This window comes from Streptomyces sp. CBMA156 (assembly GCF_014596515.1).
GTDB lineage: Bacteria > Actinomycetota > Actinomycetes > Streptomycetales > Streptomycetaceae > Kitasatospora.
In genome coordinates, this window is sequence record NZ_MSJQ01000226.1 from 1 (window position 1) to 23,211 (window position 23,211).

Annotated in this window: 24 protein-coding genes and 1 pseudogene; 5 read left to right on the plus strand and 20 right to left on the minus strand. The window is 72.9% G+C overall.

Annotation, left to right across the window (positions count from 1 at the left end; translation table 11 throughout):
- From BU198_RS18625 to BU198_RS18640, 4 genes are all read right to left on the minus strand, one after another.
- Nucleotides 1-1,012: chromosome segregation SMC family protein (locus BU198_RS18625; protein ID WP_188297994.1), on the minus strand; the 1,012-nt coding region annotated here is incomplete at its 3' end.
- Between the two features lie 155 nt (nucleotides 1,013-1,167).
- Nucleotides 1,168-1,371 carry a hypothetical protein gene (locus BU198_RS18630; protein ID WP_188297995.1) on the minus strand — a complete coding sequence of 68 codons (204 nt, stop codon included), beginning with the start codon at nucleotides 1,369-1,371 and terminating at the stop codon, nucleotides 1,168-1,170.
- A 435-nt stretch (nucleotides 1,372-1,806) separates the two neighbouring features.
- Nucleotides 1,807-2,106 (minus strand): acylphosphatase, encoded by a 300-nt coding sequence (locus tag BU198_RS18635; RefSeq protein WP_188297996.1) that lies wholly within the window; start codon nucleotides 2,104-2,106, stop codon nucleotides 1,807-1,809.
- A gap of 113 nt (nucleotides 2,107-2,219) precedes the next feature.
- The gene (locus tag BU198_RS18640; protein ID WP_188297997.1) at nucleotides 2,220-3,566 is read right to left on the minus strand and encodes a hypothetical protein; all 1,347 of its coding nucleotides are present in this window, start codon (nucleotides 3,564-3,566) and stop codon (nucleotides 2,220-2,222) included.
- A 321-nt stretch (nucleotides 3,567-3,887) separates the two neighbouring features.
- On the opposite strand from BU198_RS18640, the gene BU198_RS18645 reads away from it, so the two are divergent.
- On the plus strand, nucleotides 3,888-4,808 hold the full coding sequence (locus BU198_RS18645) for a hypothetical protein (protein WP_188297998.1): 921 nt from the start codon (nucleotides 3,888-3,890) through the stop codon (nucleotides 4,806-4,808).
- A gap of 15 nt (nucleotides 4,809-4,823) precedes the next feature.
- Here the strand turns inward: BU198_RS18645 and mutM are convergent, their stop codons facing one another.
- The 10 genes from mutM to BU198_RS18695 form a co-directional block, all read right to left on the minus strand.
- Nucleotides 4,824-5,717 (minus strand): bifunctional DNA-formamidopyrimidine glycosylase/DNA-(apurinic or apyrimidinic site) lyase, encoded by an 894-nt coding sequence (gene mutM, locus BU198_RS18650; RefSeq protein ID WP_188297999.1) that lies wholly within the window; start codon nucleotides 5,715-5,717, stop codon nucleotides 4,824-4,826.
- A gap of 79 nt (nucleotides 5,718-5,796) precedes the next feature.
- Complete coding sequence (gene rnc, locus BU198_RS18655) at nucleotides 5,797-6,585, minus strand: ribonuclease III (protein ID WP_188298000.1); 789 nt, start codon at nucleotides 6,583-6,585, stop codon at nucleotides 5,797-5,799.
- Nucleotides 6,586-6,605: 20 nt separating this feature from the next.
- Complete coding sequence (gene rpmF, locus BU198_RS18660) at nucleotides 6,606-6,779, minus strand: 50S ribosomal protein L32 (RefSeq protein ID WP_030056747.1); 174 nt, start codon at nucleotides 6,777-6,779, stop codon at nucleotides 6,606-6,608.
- Between the two features lie 2 nt (nucleotides 6,780-6,781).
- On the minus strand, nucleotides 6,782-7,426 hold the full coding sequence (locus BU198_RS18665) for a DUF177 domain-containing protein (protein ID WP_317620186.1): 645 nt from the start codon (nucleotides 7,424-7,426) through the stop codon (nucleotides 6,782-6,784).
- Nucleotides 7,427-7,600: 174 nt separating this feature from the next.
- Complete coding sequence (locus BU198_RS18670) at nucleotides 7,601-8,803, minus strand: ATP synthase F0 subunit B (RefSeq protein ID WP_188298001.1); 1,203 nt, start codon at nucleotides 8,801-8,803, stop codon at nucleotides 7,601-7,603.
- Between the two features lie 187 nt (nucleotides 8,804-8,990).
- Entirely contained in the window at nucleotides 8,991-9,482 is a 492-nt protein-coding gene (gene coaD / locus BU198_RS18675) for a pantetheine-phosphate adenylyltransferase (protein ID WP_188298002.1), read from the minus strand.
- A 49-nt stretch (nucleotides 9,483-9,531) separates the two neighbouring features.
- On the minus strand, nucleotides 9,532-10,116 hold the full coding sequence (gene rsmD, locus BU198_RS18680) for a 16S rRNA (guanine(966)-N(2))-methyltransferase RsmD (RefSeq protein ID WP_188298003.1): 585 nt from the start codon (nucleotides 10,114-10,116) through the stop codon (nucleotides 9,532-9,534).
- Between the two features lie 154 nt (nucleotides 10,117-10,270).
- The gene (locus BU198_RS18685) at nucleotides 10,271-10,804 is read right to left on the minus strand and encodes a hypothetical protein (RefSeq protein ID WP_188298004.1); all 534 of its coding nucleotides are present in this window, start codon (nucleotides 10,802-10,804) and stop codon (nucleotides 10,271-10,273) included.
- Nucleotides 10,805-10,908: 104 nt separating this feature from the next.
- The gene (gene recG / locus BU198_RS18690) at nucleotides 10,909-13,134 is read right to left on the minus strand and encodes an ATP-dependent DNA helicase RecG (RefSeq protein WP_188298005.1); all 2,226 of its coding nucleotides are present in this window, start codon (nucleotides 13,132-13,134) and stop codon (nucleotides 10,909-10,911) included.
- Between the two features lie 39 nt (nucleotides 13,135-13,173).
- On the minus strand, nucleotides 13,174-14,805 hold the full coding sequence (locus BU198_RS18695; RefSeq protein WP_317620187.1) for a DAK2 domain-containing protein: 1,632 nt from the start codon (nucleotides 14,803-14,805) through the stop codon (nucleotides 13,174-13,176).
- Between the two features lie 317 nt (nucleotides 14,806-15,122).
- On the opposite strand from BU198_RS18695, the gene rpmB reads away from it, so the two are divergent.
- Entirely contained in the window at nucleotides 15,123-15,308 is a 186-nt protein-coding gene (gene rpmB, locus BU198_RS18700; RefSeq protein ID WP_014138233.1) for a 50S ribosomal protein L28, read from the plus strand.
- 166 nt (nucleotides 15,309-15,474) lie between these two features.
- On the opposite strand, the gene thiD is transcribed toward rpmB, so the two are convergent.
- From thiD to BU198_RS18715, 3 genes are all read right to left on the minus strand, one after another.
- Nucleotides 15,475-16,302, minus strand: coding sequence for a bifunctional hydroxymethylpyrimidine kinase/phosphomethylpyrimidine kinase (thiD, locus tag BU198_RS18705; protein ID WP_188298007.1), 828 nt, complete (start codon nucleotides 16,300-16,302; stop codon nucleotides 15,475-15,477).
- Between the two features lie 24 nt (nucleotides 16,303-16,326).
- Nucleotides 16,327-17,352, minus strand: coding sequence for an ATP-dependent 6-phosphofructokinase (locus BU198_RS18710; protein WP_188298008.1), 1,026 nt, complete (start codon nucleotides 17,350-17,352; stop codon nucleotides 16,327-16,329).
- A gap of 157 nt (nucleotides 17,353-17,509) precedes the next feature.
- On the minus strand, nucleotides 17,510-18,475 hold the full coding sequence (locus BU198_RS18715) for a thiamine-phosphate kinase (RefSeq protein WP_188298009.1): 966 nt from the start codon (nucleotides 18,473-18,475) through the stop codon (nucleotides 17,510-17,512).
- Nucleotides 18,476-18,700: 225 nt separating this feature from the next.
- Between BU198_RS18715 and BU198_RS18720 the strand changes: the two genes are divergently transcribed.
- A complete protein-coding gene (locus tag BU198_RS18720; RefSeq protein WP_188298010.1) occupies nucleotides 18,701-18,934 on the plus strand; it encodes an Lrp/AsnC family transcriptional regulator in 234 nt (77 codons plus the stop codon).
- 20 nt (nucleotides 18,935-18,954) lie between these two features.
- Nucleotides 18,955-19,473, plus strand: a complete 519-nt coding sequence (locus tag BU198_RS18725) for a DUF3515 family protein (protein WP_188298011.1) — start codon at nucleotides 18,955-18,957, stop codon at nucleotides 19,471-19,473.
- A 117-nt stretch (nucleotides 19,474-19,590) separates the two neighbouring features.
- Here BU198_RS18725 and BU198_RS18730 read toward each other — a convergent pair whose 3' ends face one another.
- The 3 genes from BU198_RS18730 to BU198_RS18740 form a co-directional block, all read right to left on the minus strand.
- Nucleotides 19,591-20,736, minus strand: coding sequence for a D-alanine--D-alanine ligase family protein (locus tag BU198_RS18730; RefSeq protein WP_188298012.1), 1,146 nt, complete (start codon nucleotides 20,734-20,736; stop codon nucleotides 19,591-19,593).
- 95 nt (nucleotides 20,737-20,831) lie between these two features.
- Nucleotides 20,832-21,833, minus strand: coding sequence for an NAD(P)H-dependent glycerol-3-phosphate dehydrogenase (locus BU198_RS18735; protein ID WP_317620188.1), 1,002 nt, complete (start codon nucleotides 21,831-21,833; stop codon nucleotides 20,832-20,834).
- The gene (locus BU198_RS18740; protein ID WP_188298013.1) at nucleotides 21,830-22,660 is read right to left on the minus strand and encodes a lysophospholipid acyltransferase family protein; all 831 of its coding nucleotides are present in this window, start codon (nucleotides 22,658-22,660) and stop codon (nucleotides 21,830-21,832) included. Before BU198_RS18740 ends, BU198_RS18735 begins: the two co-directional genes overlap by 4 nt.
- Before the next feature lie 228 nt (nucleotides 22,661-22,888).
- On the opposite strand from BU198_RS18740, the pseudogene BU198_RS18745 reads away from it, so the two are divergent.
- Nucleotides 22,889-23,211 (plus strand): annotated as a pseudogene (locus BU198_RS18745) (2-phospho-L-lactate guanylyltransferase); the annotation flags it as partial.

Genomic DNA, 23,211 nt, shown 5'->3' on the forward strand with positions numbered 1-23,211 from the left:
CCTGCCCGGCCTCGCCTTCCAGGTCCTCGGGATCGCGCCCGCGCCGCTCCTCGCCCCGGCCCCCGGCGACGGCGTGCCGGGCCCTGGCCTCGGCCAGCCCGACGGTGCCGCGGGTGCGCTCGGCGAGCGCGGAGAGCCGGTACCAGGTCTGCCTGGCGGTCTCCAGGTCCGGCCCGAGCCGCTGGACCTGCGTCTCCAGGACGCGCTCCCGCTGCACCGCGCGGGCCAGCTCCTGCTCGACGGTGGTGCGGCGCAGCCGCAGTGCCAGTTCGTCCGCGACCTCGGCCTCGACGGCCCGGCGGAGCGCGCCCAGGTCGTCGGCGAGCAGCCGCAGCCGGGCGTCGCGCAGGTCGGCCTGGATGCCGGCGGCCCGGCGGGCGACCCTGGCCTGCCGGCCGAGCGGTCCGAGCTGGCGGCGCAGCTCGGCGACCAGGTCCTGGACCCGGTTGAGGTTGGCCTGCATCGCGTCCAGCTTCCGCAGCGCCTTCTCCTTGCGCTTGCGGTGCTTGAGGACGCCGGCCGCCTCCTCGATGAAGGCGCGCCGGCCCGTCGGGTCGGCGTGCAGGACGGAGTCCAGCTGTCCCTGGCCGACGATGACGTGCATCTCGCGGCCGATGCCGGAGTCGGAGAGCAGCTCCTGGATGTCCAGCAGGCGGCAGGTCTCGCCGTTGAGCGCGTACTCGCTGCCACCGTTGCGGAACATCGTCCGGGTGATGGTCACCTCGGAGTAGTCGATCGGCAGGGCGCCGTCGGCGTTGTCGATGGTGAGGCTGACCTCGGCGCGGCCGAGCGGGGCGCGCCCGCTGGTCCCGGCGAAGATGACGTCCTCCATCTTGCCGCCGCGCAGCGACTTGGCGCCCTGCTCCCCCATCACCCAGGACAGCGCGTCCACCACGTTCGACTTGCCGGAGCCGTTCGGGCCGACGACGCAGGTGATGCCGGGCTCGAAGCGCAGGGTGGTGCTGGAGGCGAAGGACTTGAACCCGCGCAGCGTCAGACTCTTCAGGTGCACGCGGCCGGTCTCCTCTATCGCTCGCGACGGGAACCGACTGTATCCGGCGCCGGACACGACGAAGGGACGCCACATCCGGGCGTCCCTTGCAAGCTGCGTCCCTTTCGGGGCGGCTCAGTGCACAGCGGCGTCGATCTGCGAGGACCGGGCGGGACTCAGGTGAGAGCCGGCTCCCGCTGATCCAGATCGATGCTGCTGAGCAGCGAGTGCTCGTCAGCGACAGCGATCAGAGCGTCGTTCTCGGCCTGCATCCGAAGGAGCTCGGATTCAAGGTCCTGGACGCGCTGCTGAAGCCGCCGCATCTCGGAGAGCATTCGCGGGTCGGGGCCGCCGACGTACCCGAGAAGCGCCTTTGCCATGATGAATGGTCCTCCACGCTGAGTGACCGAACCGGAACGGTTCAGGTCTAGGGGGAAGGGGGACGCACGCGCGGCGCGTCACCGGAAGTGCTGGCTGGGCACTACGGCACAACCACCGTGAGCTGGGCTCACGAGGGCATGCGCCTGCCGGGAGAACGCGGTCGTGTGCGCGGGCTTCCAGCGTCTCACCAAAGACGGAAAGGGTCAACACGATCACCGCACGCTACCGCGCCCCTGTCACCTGCCCGGCGGTGTCGTCACGCCCGGGGGGCTTCGGGATGGGTCCACCAGGTGCTCGTGGATCATCGTTCGATGCGGAGTCAACCACGAGTCTGCCCGGATGGCAACCTCGTGACACCGCCGGTTCGGGATCTTTTCCCGGACGGCCTCGGAGCGGGCCGCCGGGCGGGCGCGGCGGGACCGGCCCCGGGCGGCTCAGCGGATCTCGAAACCCTCGTAACCAGCGCCGACGGCCGTCCAGATCTCGGTGACACCGCTGACGTTCCCCGGGGTGCCGGGGCCGCGCAGCAGCGCCAGCAGCTGCTCGCAGTCGGCCGCGAGTCCCTCCGCCACCACCTGCACCCGGCCGTCGCCGAGGTTGCTCGCGTAACCGGTCAGGCCGATCTCCAGCGCCCGTGCCCTGGTCCACCAGCGGAACCCGACCTGCTGGACCTTCCCCCGGACCCAGGCGGTCACCCGGACCGGTTCCTCACTGTGGGCGTCGCGACCGTGCATGCCCCGACCTTAGGACACGCCCCGACCGCACGCGCGACCGGCCGCGGGACGGACGGCCGCGGCCCCGCCGGAGGACCGGCGGGGCCGCGGGAACGGGCGGGCGGTTCGGCGGGCTACCAGTCCCCGCCGCCGAAGTCGCCGCCCCCACCGAAGTCGCCACCGCCGAAGTCCCCACCGCTGCTGAAGTCGGCCGCGTTGAAGTCGGCGCCGGTGAAGTCGCCGCCCTCGTGCTGGTCCTGGTAGCCGCCGCCCATCATGGGCGCGGCCGCGTAGGCCGGGGAGCTCATCATCGAGCCGAGCATGGTGCCGACCAGCAGGCCCGGCAGCAGTCCGCCGCCACCGAAGCCGCTGTAGTAGCCGCCCGCGTACGGGGCGTACGCCGGGCCGGCGTTCCAGTACGGCTGCGGGCCCTGGTCGGTGTCGACGGTGCGGATCGCCGGGTCGAGGCCAGCCGCCACCCGGTCCGCATCGGCCTGGCAGACCGGTACCGAACGGGCGGAGCCGCCGGCCGGGGCCCAGTCCACGTCCTTGACGGACGGGCCGTGCCGCGGGTCCATGAAGCACGGGGGACGGCGCTCGGGCAGCGGACGCTTGTCCCGCCGGGCGGCCAGGGTGGCCAGCGAGAAGCGGCCGTCCTCGATCGCCTCGGTGACCTGCTTGACGTCCTCGGGCCGCTTCGCCTCGTCCATCAGCCGCTTGGACTTCTCGTACGAGTCCAGGGCGTGGCTGTAGTCGGTGCGCTGCTCGTCGTCGGCGTCGGACGCGGCCGGGCTGAAGTCGAGCCGCTCCAGCTCCACGCCGAAGGCGGTGATGTCCTCGTCCACGACCCGGCGCAGCTGCTCCAGCTCGGCCCTGGCCTGGTCCTCCTTGCGCTTCTTGGCACGCTTGAAGAGGAAGAAGACGCCGGCACCGGCCAGCGCGATCAGCACCACCGGGATGACCACCCAGGCGATCGAGGTGCTGTGGTTGACCCCGGTGCCCTTGGTCTGCGGGACGGCCTGGTCGACGAAGGAGTTCAGGGTGGCGTCGATGTCGCCGCCGCTCGAACGGAAGGCCGCGCCGGCGATGCGCTGCGGCTGGCCCGCGCCCATCGCGCCTCGGTCGCCGCCCGCGTCGAACTTGTCGCCGTGCCAGACCCCGTAGACGCCGTCGATGCCCACCAGGGTGCGGAAGTCCTTGAGGCCGGTCTTCGCGTAGGCCGGAGAGTCGGGGATGACCGCGATGAAGATCGGCTTGTCGGCCTTGTCGATCTTCTTGGTCAGCGCGTCGGCCTGGGACTGACTGAAGCGGCTGGTCATGTCCGGGTCGACGTAGACCCGGCCCTTCTTCATGGTGGCCGCGGCGTCGCTCAGGCCGCCGGCCGCCGAGGCCGCGGGTGCCAGCAGGAGCAGCAGCCCGAGCAGCGCCGCCACCAGGGCAAGCGGCCCGGCGCCCCGGGAACGTCGTGCAAGGGATCTCATGCCCCCGACGCTACCGTGACCGGCCGCCGAGCACGCCATACCCTTCGCATACTGGTACCGGGAAGGCTCCCCGCCGTCCGCCGGGGCCGCTCCCCTCCTCGGGGATGATGTTTCCCCCAGCCGCCCCTGAGTCGGGCGTCGCACGGGAACCCCGGGAGGCGTCCGGACGTACGTTCCGGCGGGCCCGGCCCGCTTCCGGGCTACTCCGGGGGGCGTGCCGACCGTACCGTGCGAGCGGGCATAGTGGTCCCGGATCCTCGGTCCCATTGCCTTTTCTTGACCCGACCCGTTTCCTGACCCACCTCCCGATCGGAGCACTCGGTGATCATCGGCCTCGTCACCGCCGTGGCGGCATCCGCCTGCTACGGCACCGGCTCGGTACTCCAGGCCGTCGGATCCCGCCGCTCCGCCCGGGAGGAGGCGGCCAAGGGCGCCACGACCTCCACCACCGAACACGGCGGCCCGAGCCTGTCCTCGACCGCGAAGGCCGCCGTCACCTGGGAGTTCATCCTCGGCACGGTGCTCGACCTGATCGGATTCGGGCTCGGCGCGCTGGCCGCCCGGCTGCTGCCGCTGTTCCTCTCCCAGACCATCATCAGCGCCAACCTGGTGATCACCGCGGTGCTCAGCATCAAGCTGCTGGGCATCCGGCTCAAGCAGCTGGAGTGGGCCTCGATCGCCGTGCTCTGCTCGGCGCTGGTGCTGCTGGCCGTCTCGGCCGGCCCCGAGGGCGGCCACCACGTGGCGATGTCCTTCCACTGGTGGCTGCTGATCGTCATCACCGTGCTGCTGGTCGGCGGCAGCCTGCTGGTGCGGCGGATGGGCGCCAACGGCGCGATCCTGGCCGGTCTGCTCTCCGGCTTCGGCTTCGGCGCCCTGGGCGTCGGGGTGCGCATCCTCAACGGCATCGAGCCGTTCGACCTCGGCTCGCTGCTCTCCGACCCGGCGCTGTACGCGGTCCTGGTCGGCGGCATCGGCGGCATGTACATCCACACCGTGGCGCTCCAGATCGGCTCGGTGAACGGCGCGACCGCCGCCCTGGTGGTCGGCGAGACGGTGCTGCCCGGCGCGGCCGGCGTGCTCTGGCTCGGCGACGCCACCAAGGCGGGCCTGGGCTGGCTCGGCGTGGCCGGCTTCCTGCTCGCGGTGGTCGCCGCGGTCGGGGTCGCCTACTTCGGCCAGGACACCCACGGAGCGCCCGGCGAAGCGGCCGCGGACGAGCCGGAACTCGCCCGCGGGTAGCGCCCCTCCGGAGGCTCAGCCCCCGCTGCGGGCGCGCGGCACGCGCTGGCAGCGGGGGCAGAAGTAGCTGGAGCGGTTCATCCAGGCCGCCCGGCGGATCGGGGTGCCGCAGCGGCGGCAGGGCTCCTGCTCGCGGCCGTAGGCGTCCAGGTCCCGGGAGAAGTAGCCGCTCTCGCCGTTCACGTTGACGTAGAGGCTGTCGAAGCTGGTGCCGCCGACGGCGAGCGCCTCGGTCATCACGTCCCTGGCGTTGGCCAGCAGCAGGAGGGCCTGCGGGCGGGTGAGCGTCGCGGTCGGGCGGTCGTAGTGCAGCTTCGAGCGCCACAGCGCCTCGTCGGCGTAGATGTTGCCGACACCGCTGATCAGGCTCTGGTCGAGCAGCGCGCGCTTGACGGTGGTGTGCCTGGCCCGCAGCGCGGCCGCGAAGGCGGCGTCGTCGAAGCGCGGGTCGAGCGGGTCGCGGGCGATGTGCGCGATCGAGACCGGGGTGCCCTCCGGGTCCCCGTCCTCGGCCTCCTCGACCGCCAGGCCGCCGAAGGTCCGCTGGTCCACGAAGCGCAGTTCGCGCCCGCCGTCGGCGAAGCGCAGCCGGACCCTCAGGTGCGTCTCGTCGGGGACCGACGGGTCCTGGACGAGGAGTTGGCCGCTCATCCCGAGGTGGCCGATCAGCGAGAAGCCTCCCCCGGCCTCCGGCCTCCCGGCGCCGGTCAGCGGCACCCACAGGTACTTGCCGCGCCGCTGCGCGGTGCCGAGGGTGGTGCCGGTCAGCCGGGCCGTGAAGTCGGCCGCGCCGGCCGGCTGGCGGCGCACCGCGCGCGGGTGCAGCACCTGGACGCCGGAGACCGTCCGCCCGGCCACCCAGTTGGCCAGACCACGGCGGACGACCTCGACCTCGGGAAGTTCGGGCACGGGAACACGCCTCCTGCTCGGTACGGATCAGCAGGAGTGAAGGCTACTGCGCGGCGGGCCCGGCGTGCCGGGCCGCCGCTCAGGCTCCGGCGGGCAGCCGGTCGGCGTACTTCTCCCTGATCGCGCGCCAGGCGCTCTCGGCGGCCTTCTGCTCGGCTTCCTTCTTCGAACGGCCGACGCCGCTGCCGAAGTCCTCGCCGGCCACCCGGGCCGCCGCGGTGAACGTCTTCTCGTGGTCCGGACCGGACTCCATGACGACGTACTCGGGCACGCCGATGCCCACCGAGGCGGTGAGCTCCTGGAGGCTGGTCTTCCAGTCCAGGCCTGCGCCCAGCTGAGAGGACTCCTCGATCAGCGGGTCGAACAGCCGGTGGACGAACTCGGTGGCCGCGCCCAGTCCCTGGTCCAGGTAGATGGCGCCGATCACGGCCTCGACGGTGTCGGCGAGGATCGACGACTTGTCGCGGCCGCCGGTGCCCTCCTCGCCCTTGCCGAGCCGGATGAACGTGCCGAGCTCCAGGCCGCGGCCGACGTCCGCGAGCGCGCGGGAGTTCACCACCGCGGCGCGCAGCTTGGCGAGCGTGCCCTCGGGGACGTCCGGGTGGACGCGGTAGAGGGTGTCGGTCACCACGAGGCCCAGCACCGAGTCGCCGAGGAACTCCAGGCGCTCGTTGGTGGGCAGACCACCGTTCTCGTACGCGTACGAGCGGTGGGTCAGGGCACGTACCAGAAGGGCGCGCTCGAGCGTGTACCCGAGGCGCCCTTCCAGGACGTCGTATTCGGTCGAAGCCGGCCCGCCGGCCTTGCCACCGCCCGAAGAACCCTTCGGAACAATGGACGACTTGCGGGTGGAGTTACCGTCCGACATCGATCCGTACACCCCGCCGATCAGACCGAGAGGACCTGGCGACGGTTGTACGTGCCGCAGCTCGGGCACGCGATGTGGCCGAGCTTCGGCTCGTGGCAGCGGTCGCACGCCACGAGGGCCGGAACAACGGCCTTCCAGTTGGACCGACGGTGGCGCGTGTTGCTGCGCGACATCTTCCGCTTCGGAACAGCCACGGCTACTTCTCCTGGTTCTCGGCGAGACCCTCACGGGTGTCGCTGGTCTTGATCCCGTCACCCTCGTCGCCGGGGGCGGCGGAGAGTCCCTGCAGAGCCGCCCACCGGGGGTCGGCGGCATCGTGGTGGTGCGCCGGGTCGTCGCTCAGGCGCGCTCCGCACTCGGAGCACAGGCCCAGGCAGTCTTCCTGGCACACCGGCTGCAGCGGCAGTGCGAGCACCACCGCGTCACGCAGCACCGGCTGGAGGTCGAAGAAGTCGCCCTCCAGACGGTAAGTCTCTTCTTCCGAGTCCTCGTCGAGGTCCTCGGTCCCGGCGGTCCTGGCGCGGTGGCGCTCATCGGACTCCGGGTAGTAGTACAGCTCCTGGAAGTCGACGTCGACGTCGAAGTCGACGGGCTCCAGGCACCGGACGCACTCGCCCTCGACGTGGGTCTCGGCGGTGCCGGTGACCAGCACGCCCTCGACCACGGACTCCAGGCGGAGCTCCAGCTCGATCGGGCTCTTCTCCGGCACGGCGATCACGTCGATGATCCCGAGGCCCTCGGGGGCCTCCAGGGTCCGGCTCACCTTGCGCATCGAACCCGGACGACGGCCGAGCTCGTGCGTGTCGAACACGAGGGGGTCGCGGTGGTCGAGGCGGTTCACGGTGTCCTGACTTCCATAGCAATCAACGAGGAGCCCCATTCGAGTCGACATTGCGAGAGGGCAAGCCGACGGCCGGACATGGGGAGGCCGGAGTGGTCAGACTACCGGAGTCTCCGGCCAGGCCCAACTTCGGTCCCGTCAGGAGACTCCCGCGCGGCCTCGCCGGGGGTCGGCTCAGCGGCCTCCGAGCTCCCGCAGCCTGGTCATGTCGATCATGCTGGTGTCGAAGAAGCTGGTCTCGTCCAGACCCTGCCCCGGAGCCTGGGCCTGGCCCTGCGGCTGCGCCTGGGCCTGCTGCTGGTGCGGCACCGCCGGCGGGGCGCTCGGCGGCTGCGGGTAGGTGTAGCCGTCGTACGACTGCGCCGGGTAGCCCTGCTGCTGCTGGGGATAGCCGTAGGCCCCCTGCTGCTGCTCCTGGTAGCCCTGCTGCTGGTAGCCGCCCTGCTGCTGGCCCCACTGGGTGTTGTACGGGTCGCCCTGGCCGGCCGGGTCGTACCCGCCGCCGTACACCTCGGCGTACTGCCCGCCGGGCTGCTGGGCGGCCGCGTACTGGTCGGTGCCCTGGGTCTGCCAGCCGGCCGCGGCCGGGGTCTGCTCCGGCCAGGTCTGCTGCTGGGGGACGGCCTCGCGGTACCAGGCGATGTCCTCGCCGTCGGCGTCCTGGGCGAAGCCCGCCGCCACCGCCTCGGCCCGTTCCTTGGCCTGCTGGGCCTGGTCGGCGGCGGCCAGGTAGGCGCCCAGCTCGTCGATGGGCCGCTTGCCGAGCAGCTTGTCCCGGCCCTTGCCGACCGCCTCCAGGGTGGCGCTGAGCACGTTCTCCAGCGTGGCGAGCTTCACATCGACGTACTCGTCCACCTCGGGGCTCGGGCTGACCCGCTGCGGGCGGAACTCCTCCGCGTCGCCCTCACCGTCGGACTCGGTCTCGAAGACGCTGGAGTCGCCGCGCAGCTTGGTGCGGCCCCGGCCGACCGCGCCGAGCGTCTTGGTCAGCACGACCTCGAAGTTGGCGAGCTTGCTGTCCACGTAGTCGTCGGCCTCGGCCCGCTTGCCGTCGACCTCGGTGCGCGCCTCGGCGAGGATCCGGTCGGCCTGGGCCTGCGCCTGGCGGACCACCTCGGTGTCCGAGATCAGCGAGCCGCGCTCGGCGTGCGCGCCCTGGATGATCAGCTCGGCCTCGGCCTGGGCACCCGCCACCACCTGCTCGTGGTCGGCCATCACCGACTGCGCCTGGGCGAGTTCGGCGGGCATCGCCGCCTTGAGGTCGTTGAGCAGGCCGATCAGCTCGGCCCGGTTCACCACGCAGGAGGCCGACATCGGCATCGAGCGGGCGTTCTCGACCGCCGCCACGATCTCGTCGACCTTGTTCTGCACGTCCACGGGGCTTCGTCTTTCCGTGTGCCGCCGACGGTCCGGCGGAGGCAGGCCCGACGCGGTGGACCTCACCGCAGGGCAGGGATACAGACTGTACGGCCACGGCCGGGCACGCTCACAACGCCTGCGCCGAACCGGTCCCGCGCCCCCAGGACAATCCGTGACGAACCGGCAGAAAAGGACAGAGGCCGGGCTACTGCTGGGCCTTGCGCTCCGCGATCCGCTCGACCAGCCGGCCGTGCACCACCTCCGGCAGCAGGTGCGAGACGTCGCCGCCGTACGAGGCCACCTCCTTGACCAAGGTCGAGGAGAGGAAGCTGTACGTCGGCGAGGTCGGCACGAACAGCGTCTCCACCCCGGTCAGGCCGTGGTTCATCTGGGCCATCTGGAGCTCGTAGTCGAAGTCGCTGACCGCGCGCAGGCCCTTGATGATCGCGGGGATGCCGCGCTCCCGGCAGTAGTCCACCAGCAGGCCGTGGTGCGACTCGACCACCACGTTCCCGAAGCCGGCGGTGACCTCCTCGATCAGGCCGATCCGCTCCTCGACCGTGAACATGCCCTGCTTGTTCCGGTTGATCAGGACCGCGACGTGCACCATGTCGTACAGCTTCGAGGCCCGCTCGATGATGTCGAGGTGGCCGTTGGTGATCGGGTCGAACGAACCGGGGCAGACGGCTCGGCGCATGGCGTGTGTGCTCCCTCGTGGGGTGACGGCTGCTGCGGGCCGCGGCCCGCTACTCCTGCTCGCCGGCCGCGGCGGCGGCGCGACCGTACCAGAGCGTGCCCTCGCCGTAGCGGCGGGAGCGCAGCACCTCGAAGCCTTCGGGCCAGCCGAACTCGCCGCCACGGGTGCTGCGCTCCACGGTGACGAGTGCGTCCTCCGTGAGCCAGCCTCCAGCCCGGAGTGTGATCAGCATCTCGCGGATCTCCTCGTCCGTCACGGCGTACGGCGGGTCGAGGAAGACCAGGTCGTACGGGCTCTGCGGGGGCGGTCCCGCGATCACCTTCTCCGCCTTGGCGGCCTGCACCTCGGCACCCGGCAGACCGATCGTGCGGACGTTCTCCCGGATCACCCGGGCCGCCTGGCCGTCCGCCTCGACCAGCAGGACGTGCGCGGCGCCGCGCGACAGCGCCTCCAGCCCGACCGCGCCCGATCCGCCGAACAGGTCCAGCATCCGGGCCCCGTGCAGGGTGCCGTGCAGCGCCTCCAGGGTGGAGAACATCGCCTCACGGGCCTTGTCTGAGGTCGGGCGGGTGCCCCGGCCTGGCGGTACGGCCAGCCGGCGGCCGCCGGCCGCCCCGGCGATCACGCGGGTCATGTGGGGGGAGGTCCTTTCGTCGCTGCCCGACCACGCTATCCCGACCACCGCCGTCCCGATCACCGCTGCCCCTGCCGCCGCACCGTGCCTCACGCCGGGGACCCGCGGCCCGGCGGGGACTCCCCCGCCGGGCCGCGGTCCCGCACGCGGAGGGTCAGCTCGCCTCGGAGCCCGCCGGCCGCTCCGACAGCGCCGCGCCGAGCAGGGCCGGCGAGGCGTAGCGGGACCAGGACAGGCAGCCGTCGGGCGGGCAGAACTCGGGGCGGCGCGGGTCGTGCCCGAGCTCGCGCAGCTTGGTCCGGACGGAGTCGGGGGTGCGGCCGAAGCGGGCGGCGATCCGGGCGACGGTCTCGCCCTCGTGGAACCGCCGGACCAGCTCCTCCTCGTGCTGCGGGACCCAGGGGGCGCCGTGGCCGGGGTACAGCTCGCGCAGCACGTCACGGTCGGGGATGGGCTCGGAGACGTCGGCGACGATCGCCAGCGCCCGCAGCGCGCGGTTGAGCGCGATCCGCAGCGAGGCGACGTCCTCGACCGGCAGGCGGAGCCTGCCCGAGGCAAGCGGCGTGGCGGCCGCCCCCTCGCGCCAGCCGGTCAGGGTGAGGGTGACCTCGCGGTCGTCGTCGCTGGCGAGTTCGATCCGGAAGACCTTGTCGCCCAGCGGGAGCTCGTTGAGATGACGGAATGCCATGGCTTGACCCCCAAGTGTCGTGCCAGGTACGCACCTTGGGGGTGCGCCCTGAACACCTTCATTCTCTCGCGGGGGTCTGACAATCCGGCTGGGCGAAGCAGCGCTCAGCCCTTCTCCATGTAGGCCGCGCGGTCCTCGTCGAGCAGGCTCTCCAGCGCGGTGCGCAGCTCCGGGTGGGCGGCCAGGTCCGGGTCCTCGGCGACCAGCCGGGTGGCCTCGGTGCGAGCGGTGAGGATGACCTCCTCGTCCTCCAGTACCGAGAGCACCTTGAGCGAGGACTTCACCCCGGACTGCGCCTGGCCGAGCACGTCGCCCTCGCGGCGCTGTTCGAGGTCGATCCTGGACAGTTCGAAGCCGTCCAGGGTGCCCGCCACCGCGTCCAGCCGGGCCCGGGCGGCGCTGCCCCCCGGCATGTCGCTGACCAGCAGGCACAGGCCCGCCGCGCTGCCGCGACCGACCCGGCCGCGGAGCTGGTGGAGCTGGGAGACGCCGAACCGGTCGGCGTCCATGATGACCATCGCGGTGGAGTTGGGGACGTTGACGCCGACCTCGATCACGGTGGTGGCGACCAGCACGTCCACCTCACCGGCCGAGAACCGGCGCATCACCTCGTCCTTGGCGTCCGGCGCGAGCCGGCCGTGCAGGATCTCCACCCGCAGGCCGCTCAGCGGGCCCCTGACCAGCTTCTCCGCCGTCTCCACCACCGAGAGCGGCGGTCGCCGTTCCTCGCTCTCGGCGCCCGCGTCGGCGACCTCCTCGAAGTCCTCCTCGGCCGCCTTGCGCTTCTTCCTGCCGTCCTTCGCCGCGGCGGCGGGCTCCTCGTCCCCGATCCGCGGGCAGACCACGTACGCCTGGTGGCCCTTGTCGACCTCCTCGCGGACCCGCTCCCAGGCCCGGGTGAGGAAGTTGGGCTTCTCCAGCGCCGGGACGACGTGGGTGGAGATCGGCGAGCGGCCGGCCGGCAGCTGGTCCAGGACGGAGGTCTCCAGGTCCCCGAAGACGGTCATCGCGACGGTGCGCGGGATCGGGGTGGCGGTCATCACCAGCAGGTGCGGCGGCTGCTCGCCCTTGGCGCGCAGCGCGTCCCGCTGCTCGACGCCGAAGCGGTGCTGCTCGTCCACCACGACCAGGCCGAGGTCCTGGAACTGCACCTTGTCCTCGATCAGCGCATGGGTGCCGATGGCGATCCCGGCATCCCCGCAGGCCATGTCGAGCAGCGCCTGACGGCGGGCGGGCACGCCCATCGAGCCGGTCAGCAGCACCACCCGGGTGCCGAGGTCGGAGCCGCCGAGCATGCCGCCCTCGGCAAGGTCCCCCATCATCTCGACGACCGAGCGGTGGTGCTGCTGGGCGAGCACCTCGGTGGGTGCCAGCAGCACCGCCTGGCCGCCCGCGTCCACCACGGCGAGCATGGCGCGCAGCGCGACCAGCGTCTTTCCGGAGCCGACCTCGCCCTGGAGCAGCCGGTGCATCGGGTGCTCGGTGGCGAGGTCCGCGGCGATCTCGGCGGACACCTTCCGCTGGCCCTCGGTGAGGGTGAACGGCAGCCGGGCGTCGAAGGCGTCCAGCAGCCCGCCCTCGCGGGCCCGGCGCGGCTTGGCGGGCAGGGCGGAGTCGGCGGCCCGGCGCTGCGCGAGGGCGACCTGGAGCACGAAGGCCTCGTCCCAGCGCAGCCGGCTCTGGGCGCGCTCGCGGTCGGCGTGGCCGCGCGGGCGGTGGATCAGCTCCAGCGCCTCGGGCAGCGGGATCAGGTCGTGCCGCTCGCGCAGTTCGGCGGGCAGTGCTTCGCCGACGTCGCCGAGGTGCTTGGTGAGCGCCGTCTCGACGCAGATCGACAGCTTCCAGCTGGGCATCTGCGCGCTGGCGCCGTACACCGGGATGAGCCGGCCGGCGAACTGTTCGGCCGCGTCGGAGCCCGTGTCCTCGTCGAGCAGCTGGTAGTCGGGCGAGACCAGCTGGCGGCTGCGGTTGAACACCCCGACCTTGCCCGCGAACAGGCCCTGGGCACCCGCCTTGAGCTCCTTCTGCCGCCAGCCCTGGTTGAAGAAGACCAGCGAGAGCCGGCTGCGGCCGTCGGTGACGACGACCTCCAGCCGGTCGCCCTTGCGGCCGCGGAACGGGATCAGGGTGACCTTCTCGATCCGGGCCAGCACGGTGACGTGCTCGTCGATCTCCAGCTCGTCCAGGCTGGTGAGCTGGCCGCGCTCGACGTAGCGGCGCGGATAGTGGTGCAGCAGGTCCCCGACCGTGCGCAGCTTGAGGCTGTCGGCGAGCACCTTCGCGGTGCGGTCGCCGACGAGCTTGGTCAGTGGTTCATCGAGAGCGCCCATCAGGCCCCTGTCTACACCAAGGCACCGACGAACCGGGTGCTACTCCACCCCGATGAGCAGCGGCGCCGGTTCCTGCCCGCCGTGGAAGACCACCGCGTCCACCTCGGGCCGCCGGTGCCGGACGTGGGCGACCAGCCGTTCGGCGAGCGCCTCGTCGGTGCCCTCGCCGAGGACCAGCGTGACGAGTTCGCCGCCGGCCCCGAGCATCCGGTCCAGCACGCTCTCGCCGACCTCGGCCAGCCCGGTGCCGATCACCGCGACGTCGCCGTCGATCAGCCCGAGCACGTCCCCGGCCTGGCAGACCCCGGCCATCGTCCAGGACTCCCCCTCGGCGACGGCGAGTTCGGCGTACCTGGTGGCCCCGGCGGCGGAGGTCATGGCGACCACGTCCTCGTCGAAGCGGCGGCCGCCCTCGTGCACCGCGAGCGCCGCCAGCCCCTGCACCGGGGAGCGGGTGGGCAGCACGGCGATCCGTATCCCCTCCTCGCGCAGCTGGTCGGCGGCGGCGCCGGCGGCGGCGCGCAGTTCGGGATCGTTGAGCAGCAGGACGACCTCGCGGGCGGTGGAGCGGCGCACCGCGGCGGCGAGTTCGGCGCTGGCCGGCGGGCGGTCCGGGTCGGCGTGCAGGACGACGGCGCCGGCCTGCTCGCAGAGCTCGGCCAGGCCCTCGCCGGACACCACCGAGAGCACCGCGCGGGCCCGGTCCTCGCGCTCGCCGGGCTCGGCGGCGGTGCCGGCCCGGGCGGCGGCCTCGGCGAAGTGGGTGATCCGGATCTGGTGCGGACGCCCGGCCTCGACCCCGGCCTCCACGGCGGCGCCCGCGTCGTCCACGTGGACGTGCACGTTCCACAGGCCGTCGCCGCCGCCGATCACCAGCGAGTCGCCGAGCGTGCCGAGCCGCCTGCGCAGCGCGGGCAGCGCTCCGTCGGGGGCGTCCAGCAGGTAGATGACCTCGAAGGCGGGGTGGCCGGGGCCGGGCGGCCTGCGGCGCGTCTCACAGCTCTCCGCAGCCCGGACGTCCCCGCGCAGCGCGACCGGCCCCATCGGCTGCTGCCCTGCGACGGCGTCGGCGAGCGCGCCGAGCACGGCCACCAGGCCGCGCCCGCCGGCGTCCACCACCCCGTTCTCGGCCAGCACGGCGAGCTGCTCGGGGGTGTGCCGCAGCGCGTCCCTGGCGGCCCGGTAGGCGGTGTCGGCGACCTGGGCGAGCCCGCCCCCGGCCCGGACGGCCTCCCGGGCGGCGACCCGGGCGACGGTCAGCAGGGTGCCCTCGACGGGCTCGGCGACGGCCTGGTAGGCGGAGTCGGCGGCCCGTTGCAGGGCGGCCCGCAGCTGGTCGGCGCCGCCGCCGTCGGCCAGGGTCTCGGCGGTGCCGCGCAGCCACTGGGCGAGGATCACCCCGGAGTTGCCGCGGGCGCCGACCAGCGCGCCGCGGGCCATCGCCCGGACCGTGTCGGCCAGGCCGGGGGCCGGGCCGGCGCCGGGGTCGGCGAACCGGCTCTCCACCTCGGCGGCGGCGGACTCGACGGTCAGGTAGAGGTTGGTGCCGGTGTCGCCGTCCGGGACGGGATAGACGTTGAGCGCGTCGATCTCCTCGCGGGCCTGGCCGAGCGCGCGCAGCGCGAGCTGGCACCAGGTGCGCACGGCCGGGGCGTCGAGCGTGTGCAGCACCAGGTCTCCTCCGGAACGGGACGCCGTGCCGGGCCGAGGGACGGCGCGTGCCGGGGGGGCAGCGCTCGTCCGGGCCGGCGGCGAGGGGTGATACCGGCAGGTTATCGGGGGCCGGGGAGGGGCGTCCGGTCCGGCGACCGGAGCGATCAGCCGGCCGGTCATGGTAGTTTCGTGGGACGGAAGCAAGCGTTGTATGCTCTTCCGGTTGCCTGGAACCGTCCAGGCTCACCCCCTTGTCCGACCCGGTTCACGCGAGTGTTCTGGTGGGTGAGTGGGGTTTTCGAAAGTATCTGATCTGAAGTCTTGGAGTGACTCCTGTGGCTGCCAACTGCGACGTCTGCGGCAAGGGGCCGGGCTTCGGCAACAGCATCTCCCACTCTCACCGCCGTACCCCCCGTCGTTGGAACCCCAACATTCAGACGGTGCGCGCTGTGATTGGGCGGACGCCGAAGCGGCTCAACGTCTGCACCTCGTGCATCAAGGCCGGTAAGGTCTCGCGCTGACGCGCAGACCGGCATGCCGGTCCTCCAGTGAGCCGGTTCATCCTCGGATGGGCCGGCTTCACTGTTTCCGTGACCGGCCACGCCGATTTCCGGCCGTGACCGTGGTGGGCGGGCTCCTCCGAGGAGCCCGCCCACCACTGTTTTCCGGGCCGTTCGGCGCCGACGCTCAGCGCCAGCGCCAGGCGTGGTCGACCGGCCCGATGCCGGCGCCCAGGGCGAAGCCCCCGGCGATCGCGCCGGTGATGTACTCCTTGGCCGAGGCCACCGCCTGCGGCAGCGGCTCGCCCTTGGCCAGACCCGCCGCGATCGCGCTGGCCAGGGTGCAGCCGGTGCCGTGGGTGTGCCGGTTGTCGTAGCGCGGCGCCCGGAACCAGTGCACCTCGTCCGGCCCGCCGTACAGCAGGTCGGCCGCCTCGCCCGCCAGGTGGCCGCCCTTGACCAGCGCCCAGCGCGGCCCGAGGTCGACCAGCGCCTTGGCGGCGTCCATCATCTGCGACTCGTCCTCGACGGCCAGTCCGGTGAGCTGGGTCACCTCGTGCAGGTTGGGGGTGGCCAGGGTGGCGACCGGCAGCAGCTTCTCGCGGACGGTGGCGACGGCCTCGGCGACCAGCAGGGCGTCCCCGTGCTTGGACACCCCGACCGGGTCGACCACCACCGGGGCGTCCACCCCGGCCAGCAGCCCGGCGACGGTCTCGACCAGTTCGACCGAGGCGAGCATGCCGGTCTTCACGGCCTGCACCCCGATGTCGTCCACCACACTGCGGAACTGCGCCCGGACGGCTTCGGCGGGCAGTTCCCAGTAGCCCTGGACGCCGAGCGAGTTCTGCGCGGTGACGGCGGTGATCACGCTCATGCCGTGGACGCCGAGGGCGAGCATCGCCTTGAGGTCGGCCTGGATGCCGGCGCCGCCGCCGGAGTCGGAGCCGGCCACGGTGAGCACGCGGGGAGGCGCCTCGCGAGGGGGTGCCACGCGGGGGGATGCAGTCGAAACCATGGGCCCCAACCTACCCGCGCGGTGTCAGAGCACCGCCTCGGACTCCGCCCAGCGGTCCTCGGGCACCGTCTTCAGCCGGGTCACCGCGTCGCCGATCGGCAGCATTTCGATGCCGGTCCTGCGCAGCGCGGTGAAGTGTCCGAACGCCCCCTGGTGGACGGCCTCCACCGCGTGCCAGCCGAACCGGGTGGCGAGCACCCGGTCCCTGGCGGTCGGGGTGCCGCCGCGCTGGACGTGGCCGAGGATGACCGGGCGGGCCTCCTTGCCGAGCAGGTTCTCCAGCTCGTGGGCGAGCCGGTTGCCGATCCCGCCGAACGTCCGGTGGCCGTACTGGTCGACCTCGCCGTGGTCGAAGCGCATGGTGCCGGGCAGCGGGGAGGCGCCCTCCGCGACCGCGATGATGGCGAACTTCTTGCCGCGCGCGAAGCGGTCCTCGATTATCCGGGCCACCGCCTCGATGTCGAAGGGCTTCTCCGGGATCAGGATGCCGTGCGCACCGCCCGCCATGCCCGCGGTGAGGGTGATCCAGCCGGTGTGCCGGCCCATCAACTCGACGACCATGACGCGCTGGTGGGACTCGGCGGTGGTCTTCAGCCGGTCGATCGCCTCGGTCGCGACGTGCACCGCGGTGTCGAAGCCGAAGGTCACGTCGGTGGCGTCGATGTCGTTGTCGATGGTCTTCGGCACCCCGACCACCGGCAGCCCGGCCTCGCTGAACAGCTTGGCGGCGGTCAGCGTCCCCTCGCCGCCGATCGCGATCAGCGCGTCGATGCCGATCTCCCTGGCCAGCGACTTGGCGTTCTCCACCGCCCAGGCGATCCGGTCCCGCCGCACCCGGGCCGAGCCGAGGATGGTGCCGCCGAGGGTGAGCAGGCCGGTGACGTCGTCGTGCGAGACGTTCCGGGTGCGGCCCTCGATCAGCCCGAGGAAGCCGTCCAGGATGCCGACGATCTCGTCACCGTGGACGTCGGTTCCCCGGTGCACCACCGAGCGGATCACCGCGTTGAGGCCGGGGCAGTCGCCGCCGCTGGTCAGGACACCGATGCGCATGTCTGGTGTGCTCCCGCTCGCCGTGGTTCGGACCACCCGCGCCGGACCGGCGGGCTGGGCTGCCGCAAGCCTACGCACAACGCACCCGCGATGCCCGCCCCCGCGCACCGGAGCGTCACGCGCCGCCCCCCGCACGGGGATCGGCGCGGACGGCGCCCTACTCGGCGAAGTGGTCCCAGCCGCCGACCCGGTCCCAGGGTGCGCCGTCGACCGTCACCCGGCCGCCGCGGCTGCCCCTCGGGCGGCCGGTCACCTCGCCCACCACCCGCCAGCGGGCCGGGAGTTGGACCCCGCGCGGGAACGTGGCCACGATCGCGTGGTCCTCGCCGCCGGAGAGCACCCAGACCAGCGGGTCCACCCCGACCGCCTGGCCGATGTCGGCCATCTGCGCCGGGACGTCGAAGTCGGCGGCCTTCAGGTCGATGTCCACCTCGCTGGCCCGGGCCACGTGGCCGAGGTCGGCGACCAGCCCGTCGCTCACGTCGATCATCGAGGTCGCGCCCAACTCGGCCCCCGCCGGGCCCGCGTGGTACGGCGGTTCGGGCCGGCGGTGCGCCTCGACGAAGGCGCGCGGGGAGCGGAAGCCGCGCTGGAGCACGGTCAGCCCGGCGGCCGACCAGCCGAGCCAGCCGGTCACCGCGACCACGTCGCCGACCTGGGCACCGGCGCGCGTCACCGGTGCGCGCCCCTGGAGGTTCCCGAGCGCCGTGATGGCCAGCGTGACGGTGTCGCCGCGCACCACGTCGCCGCCGACCACCGTCGCCCCGGCCACCTGGCACTCGTCGCGCAGCCCGTCCATCAGCTCGGTGGCCCAGGTGGTCGGCAGGTCGGCGGGGGCGACCAGACCGAGCAGGATGGCGGTCGGCACCGCCCCCATCGCGGCCACGTCGGCGAGGTTCTGGGCGGCGGCCTTGCGGCCCACGTCGTAGGCGGTGGACCAGTCCCGGCGGAAGTGCCGGTTCTCGATCAGGACGTCCGTGGTCGCCACCACCCGGCCGTCCGGAGCCCGCACCACCGCGGCGTCGTCGCCCGGGCCGAGGTCGACCGCATCGGTGAGCGGCACCCTGGCGGTCAGCTCCCTGATGAGGCCGAACTCTCCGAGTTCGCCCACGGTCCCCTGCATCTGCCGTCCTCTCGCCTTTCCTTCCGGATGGCGCCGCCATCCGATTCGGTCCCCGTCGCGCTCCCCCGCGCGCAGCGTACGCCCTTCCGGGGCCTCGGGGTCTCCCCTCCCCGGCCCGCCGCGGGGTAGCGTGGTGATCAGACTGCCGGTGAGCCCACTCCACCCTTCCCGCCCGACCTGGCGCTCACGGCGGCTATCCCCCTAACCGGCCGCCGGGAGGTCCCCGTGGTACAGGCATACATCCTGATCCAGACCGAGGTTGGGAAGGCCACCTCCGTGGCCGAGACCATCTCCGAGATCCCCGGCGTGCTCACCGCCGAGGACGTCACCGGTCCTTACGACGTGATCGTCAAGGCCGAGGCGGAAACCGTCGACGAGCTGGGCCGCATGGTGGTGGCCCGGGTCCAGAAGGTCGAGGGCATCACCCGCACCCTCACCTGTCCCGTGGTGCACCTGTAAGCCCCGGATACCATCGGCGGGTGGCCAGAGAACTGCGCGTCCCCGAGGCGCTGACCGCCCTGCCGGCCCCGGTCCGCTGGCTGGCCCTGCCGGTCGCCCTCACCTGCGCGGTCGTGGTGCTGGTCGGCAGCCGGGGTCCGGCCGAACCGGGGGTCGAGGTCCCGCAGCCGGGCGGCAGGGCGGCCGGGTACTGCCGTTCACTCGCCGCCGCGCTGCCCGCCGAACTGCTCGGGCACGCCCGCAAGGACCCGTCCCCCGCCTCCCCGTACGTGGCCGCCTGGGGCTCCTCGCCCCGGACGGTGCTGCGCTGCGGCATCGACCGGCCGGAGGAACTGGACGGCGACCACGCCGCGGACTGGTCCCCGAGCGTCGACGACGTCACCTGGTGGTCGCAGAAGCTCGCCGACGGCGGCTACCGCTTCGTGTCCACCATGCGCGCCGCCTACGTCGAGGTGACCGTCCCGGCCGGCGCCGCGCAGAACCCCTTCGACCCGGCGGCCGCCCTGAGCGGCGTGGTCAGGGTGCACGTCCCCGGCTGAGCCGGGCAGCGGAACGCACCGGACGGATGAACGCACCGGACGGAACGGAACCGGGGGCGGGCCGGGAGGTTCCTCCCGGCCCGCCCCCGGATGCTCAGGGGCCGACCGCTCCGGGACCTAGCGCAGTCCGGTCGAACGCCGCAGCGCCGCCCCGAGCAGCCGGTCGATCAGCTCCGGGTACGAGACCCCGCTGGCCTCCCACATCTTCGGGAAGGCCGAGATCGGGGTGAAGCCGGGCATGGTGTTGACCTCGTTGATCATCCAGGTGCCGTCCTCCAGCAGGAAGAAGTCCACCCGGGCCAGGCCCTCGCAGCCGAGCGCCTCGAAGGCCGCCACCGCCTGACGGCGGATCTCGGCGAGCTCCCCGGCGGTGAGGTCGGCCGGGATCCGCACGTCCGAGGAGTCGATGTACTTGGCCTCGAAGTCGTAGAAGTCGAAGCCCTCGCCGACCAGGATCTCGCCGGCCACGCTGGCCCGCGGACCGTCCTCGAACTCCAGCACGCCGCACTCGATCTCGCGGCCGGTCACGCCCGCCTCGATGATCAGCTTGGGGTCGTGCCGGCGGGCCTCCTCGATCGCGGCGTCGAGGTCGGCCAGGTCCTTCACCTTGGTGATGCCGATGCTGGAGCCGGCCCGGCAGGGCTTCACGAACAGCGGCAGGCCCAGCCCGGCGGCCCGCTCGCGCACCGCCGCGCGGCCCGCCTCGGACTCCCACTCGCGCGGCCGCACGACGGTGTAGCGGCCGACGTCCAGCCCGTGCGAGGCCAGGAGCCGCTTGGCGAACTCCTTGTCCATCCCGGCCGCGCTGGCCAGCACGCCGTTGCCGACGTACGGGACGCCGGAGAGCTCCAGCAGGCCCTGGATGGTGCCGTCCTCGCCCCACGGGCCGTGCAGCAGCGGGAACACCACGTCGACCTCGCCGAGGGCCTTGGGCGCGCTGCCCGGCTCGCTCAGCAGCACCTCGCGGCTGCCCGGCGAGATCGGCAGCGCGACCTGGCCGTCGACGCCCTCGGCGACGTGCGCCACGTCCGGCAGCTTCCCGTCGGTGATGGCCATCCGGGCCGGCTCGTCACTGGTCAGCGCCCAGCGGCCCTCGTGGGTGATGCCGATCGGCAGCACGTCGTACTTGTCGCGGTCGATCGCCCTGAGCACACTGCCCGCGGTGGAGACCGAGATCGCGTGCTCGGAGCTGCGCCCGCCGAAGACCAGCGCGACGCGCGGCTTCCTGTCGGGCCGGTTCGGGGAGGACTGTTCGATGCTCATATCGGGTTTGAGACTACCGTGCGAGGTGTTTCCGGTGAGTCAGCGGCGCCGACGGGAGCCCGGTGCGCCGCCGGACTCCCGGCGTGCCGCGGGACTCAGCGCCGCTCCGCCTTCGCCGAACGCGACATCAGCGCCCGCAGCACCTCCTGGGTCGGCCGCCCGTTGTGCACCACGTCCACCACGGCCTCGACGATCGGCATGTCGACCCCGTTGCGCCGGGCCAGGTCCAGCACCGACTCGCAGGACTTGACGCCCTCGGCGGTCTGCCGGGTGGCCGCGATGGTCTCCGCGAGCGACATGCCCCGGCCCAGGTTCATGCCGAAGGTGTTGTTGCGCGACAGCGGGGAGGAGCAGGTGGCCACCAGGTCGCCCATCCCGGCGAGTCCCGCGAACGTGTGCGGGTCGGCGCCCAGCACCTCGCCGAGCCTGGTGGTCTCGGCCAGCCCACGGGTGATCAGGGTCGCCTTGGTGTTGTCGCCGAGCCCCATGCCGGCCGCCATGCCGACCGCCAGGCCGATCACGTTCTTGACCGCGCCGCCGAGTTCGCAGCCCACCACGTCGGTGTTGGTGTACGGCCGGAAGTACGGCGTGTGGCAGGCCGCCTGGAGCCGCTTGGCGACCGCCTCGTCGGTGCAGGCGACCACGCTGGCCGCGGGCTGCCGGTTGGCGATCTCCTTGGCCAGGTTCGGGCCGCTGACCACCGCGACACGCTCGGCGCCGACGCCGGTGACCTCGTCGATCACCTCGCTCATCCGCTTGGCGGTGCCGAGTTCGATGCCCTTCATCAGGCTCACCAGCACGGTCTGCGGCTCGATCAGCGGCGTCCACGCGGCCAGGTTGTCGCGCAGCGTCTGCGAGGGCACCACCAGCACCGCGAAGTCGGCGCCGGCCAGCGCCTCGGCGGCGTCGGTGGTGGCCCGCACGGTGTCGGGCAGCCGGACGCCCGGCAGGTAGTCCGGGTTCTCGTGGGTGGAGTTGACGGCGTCCACCAGCTCCTGGCGGCGGGCCCAGAGCACGACCTCGCAGCCCGCGTCGGCGAGCACCAGCGCGAACGCGGTGCCCCAGGAGCCGGTTCCCATCACGGCGCAACGAGTCACTTTCCGGCCTCCCCCGCGTCGGTGCCCCGCTCGCCCTTGGCGCGCCGGCGCTCGGCCAGCGCGGCCGCGGCCCGTTCCCTGGCCGCCCTGCGCATGTCGTAGCGCTCGGCCGGCGGCTCCTCGCCCCGCACCTCGGCCAGCACCGCGGTGATCGCCGTCATGATGTCCTCGGTCGCGTCGGCGAGCACCTGGGCGGTGAGCTCCTGGCCCTGGTACCTGCTCAGGTCCACCGGGGGCCCGGCCGTGACGGTGACCCGGTGCCGCGGGAACAGGTTGAACCTGCCCTTCCCGACGCCGGCCCGGCCGTACGGCGGGATGATCTCGTGGGCGCCCCAGTGGGCGACCGGGATGACCGGCGCGCCGGTCATCAGCGCGACCCTGGCGACCCCGCTCTTGCCGGTCATCGGCCACAGGTCCGGGTCCCGGGTGAGCGTTCCCTCCGGGTAGAACTGCACGCACTGACCGCCGTTGACCGCGTCGATCGCGGACCGGAACGCCTGCGCGGCGTCGGTGGACTCGCGGAACACCGGAATCTGGCCGGTCTTGCGCAGCATGAATCCGATGAAGGGGATCGAGAACAGCGAGGACTTGCCGAGAATGCGCGGCGGCCGCCCGCTGTTGTACTGCCAGTGCGCGTAGATCACCGGGTCGATGATCGAGTTGTGGTTCACCGCGGCGATGAAGCCGCCGTTCCTCGGAACGTGCTCCCAGCCCCGCCAGTCGGGCTTCACCAGGGCGGTCGTCACCGGTTTCACCAGCACGGCCGCGAAGCGGTACCAGATGCCGTAGTCGGCGTTGCCGAACTTGGCGTACGAGCGGCGGGCCACCCCAGCTCCTTCTCATCCGATGCGGCACACGGTGCCGCGGTCATGGCGTCCCGGTGCCGCGCGCCGTTTCCTCCGGTGCCCGGGCCATGGGTGCGGAACAGTGTCGCCCGCCCGATCACCGGCTGTCGAGCAACCGCGCCAACCCGCCCGGCGGGCGTGATCAAACGCACGTCCGCACAGCTCGGACGGCCTGGCGAGGGCTCCTGGACCGGCGCCACAATGACGCCGATGACCCAGGACACCGTACGCCCCAGCAGGCCAGTCCCGCCCGCCGCACCCACCGCCGGCTGGTCGCTGGTGCTGCCGCTCAAGCCGCTCGCCCTGGCGAAGAGCAGACTGGCCCCGTACGCCGGTCCGCACCGGGCGGACCTGGCACTGTCCTTCGCGCTGGACACCGTCTGCGCCGCGCTGGACACCCCGGGCGTCGACCGGGTCCTGGTGGTCACCCCCGACATCGCGGCCGGCGCCCGGCTGGCCGCGCTCGGCGCGCTGGTGGTCGCCGACGAGCCCGGCGGCGGCCTCAACCGGGCGCTGGCGCACGGCGCCTCGAC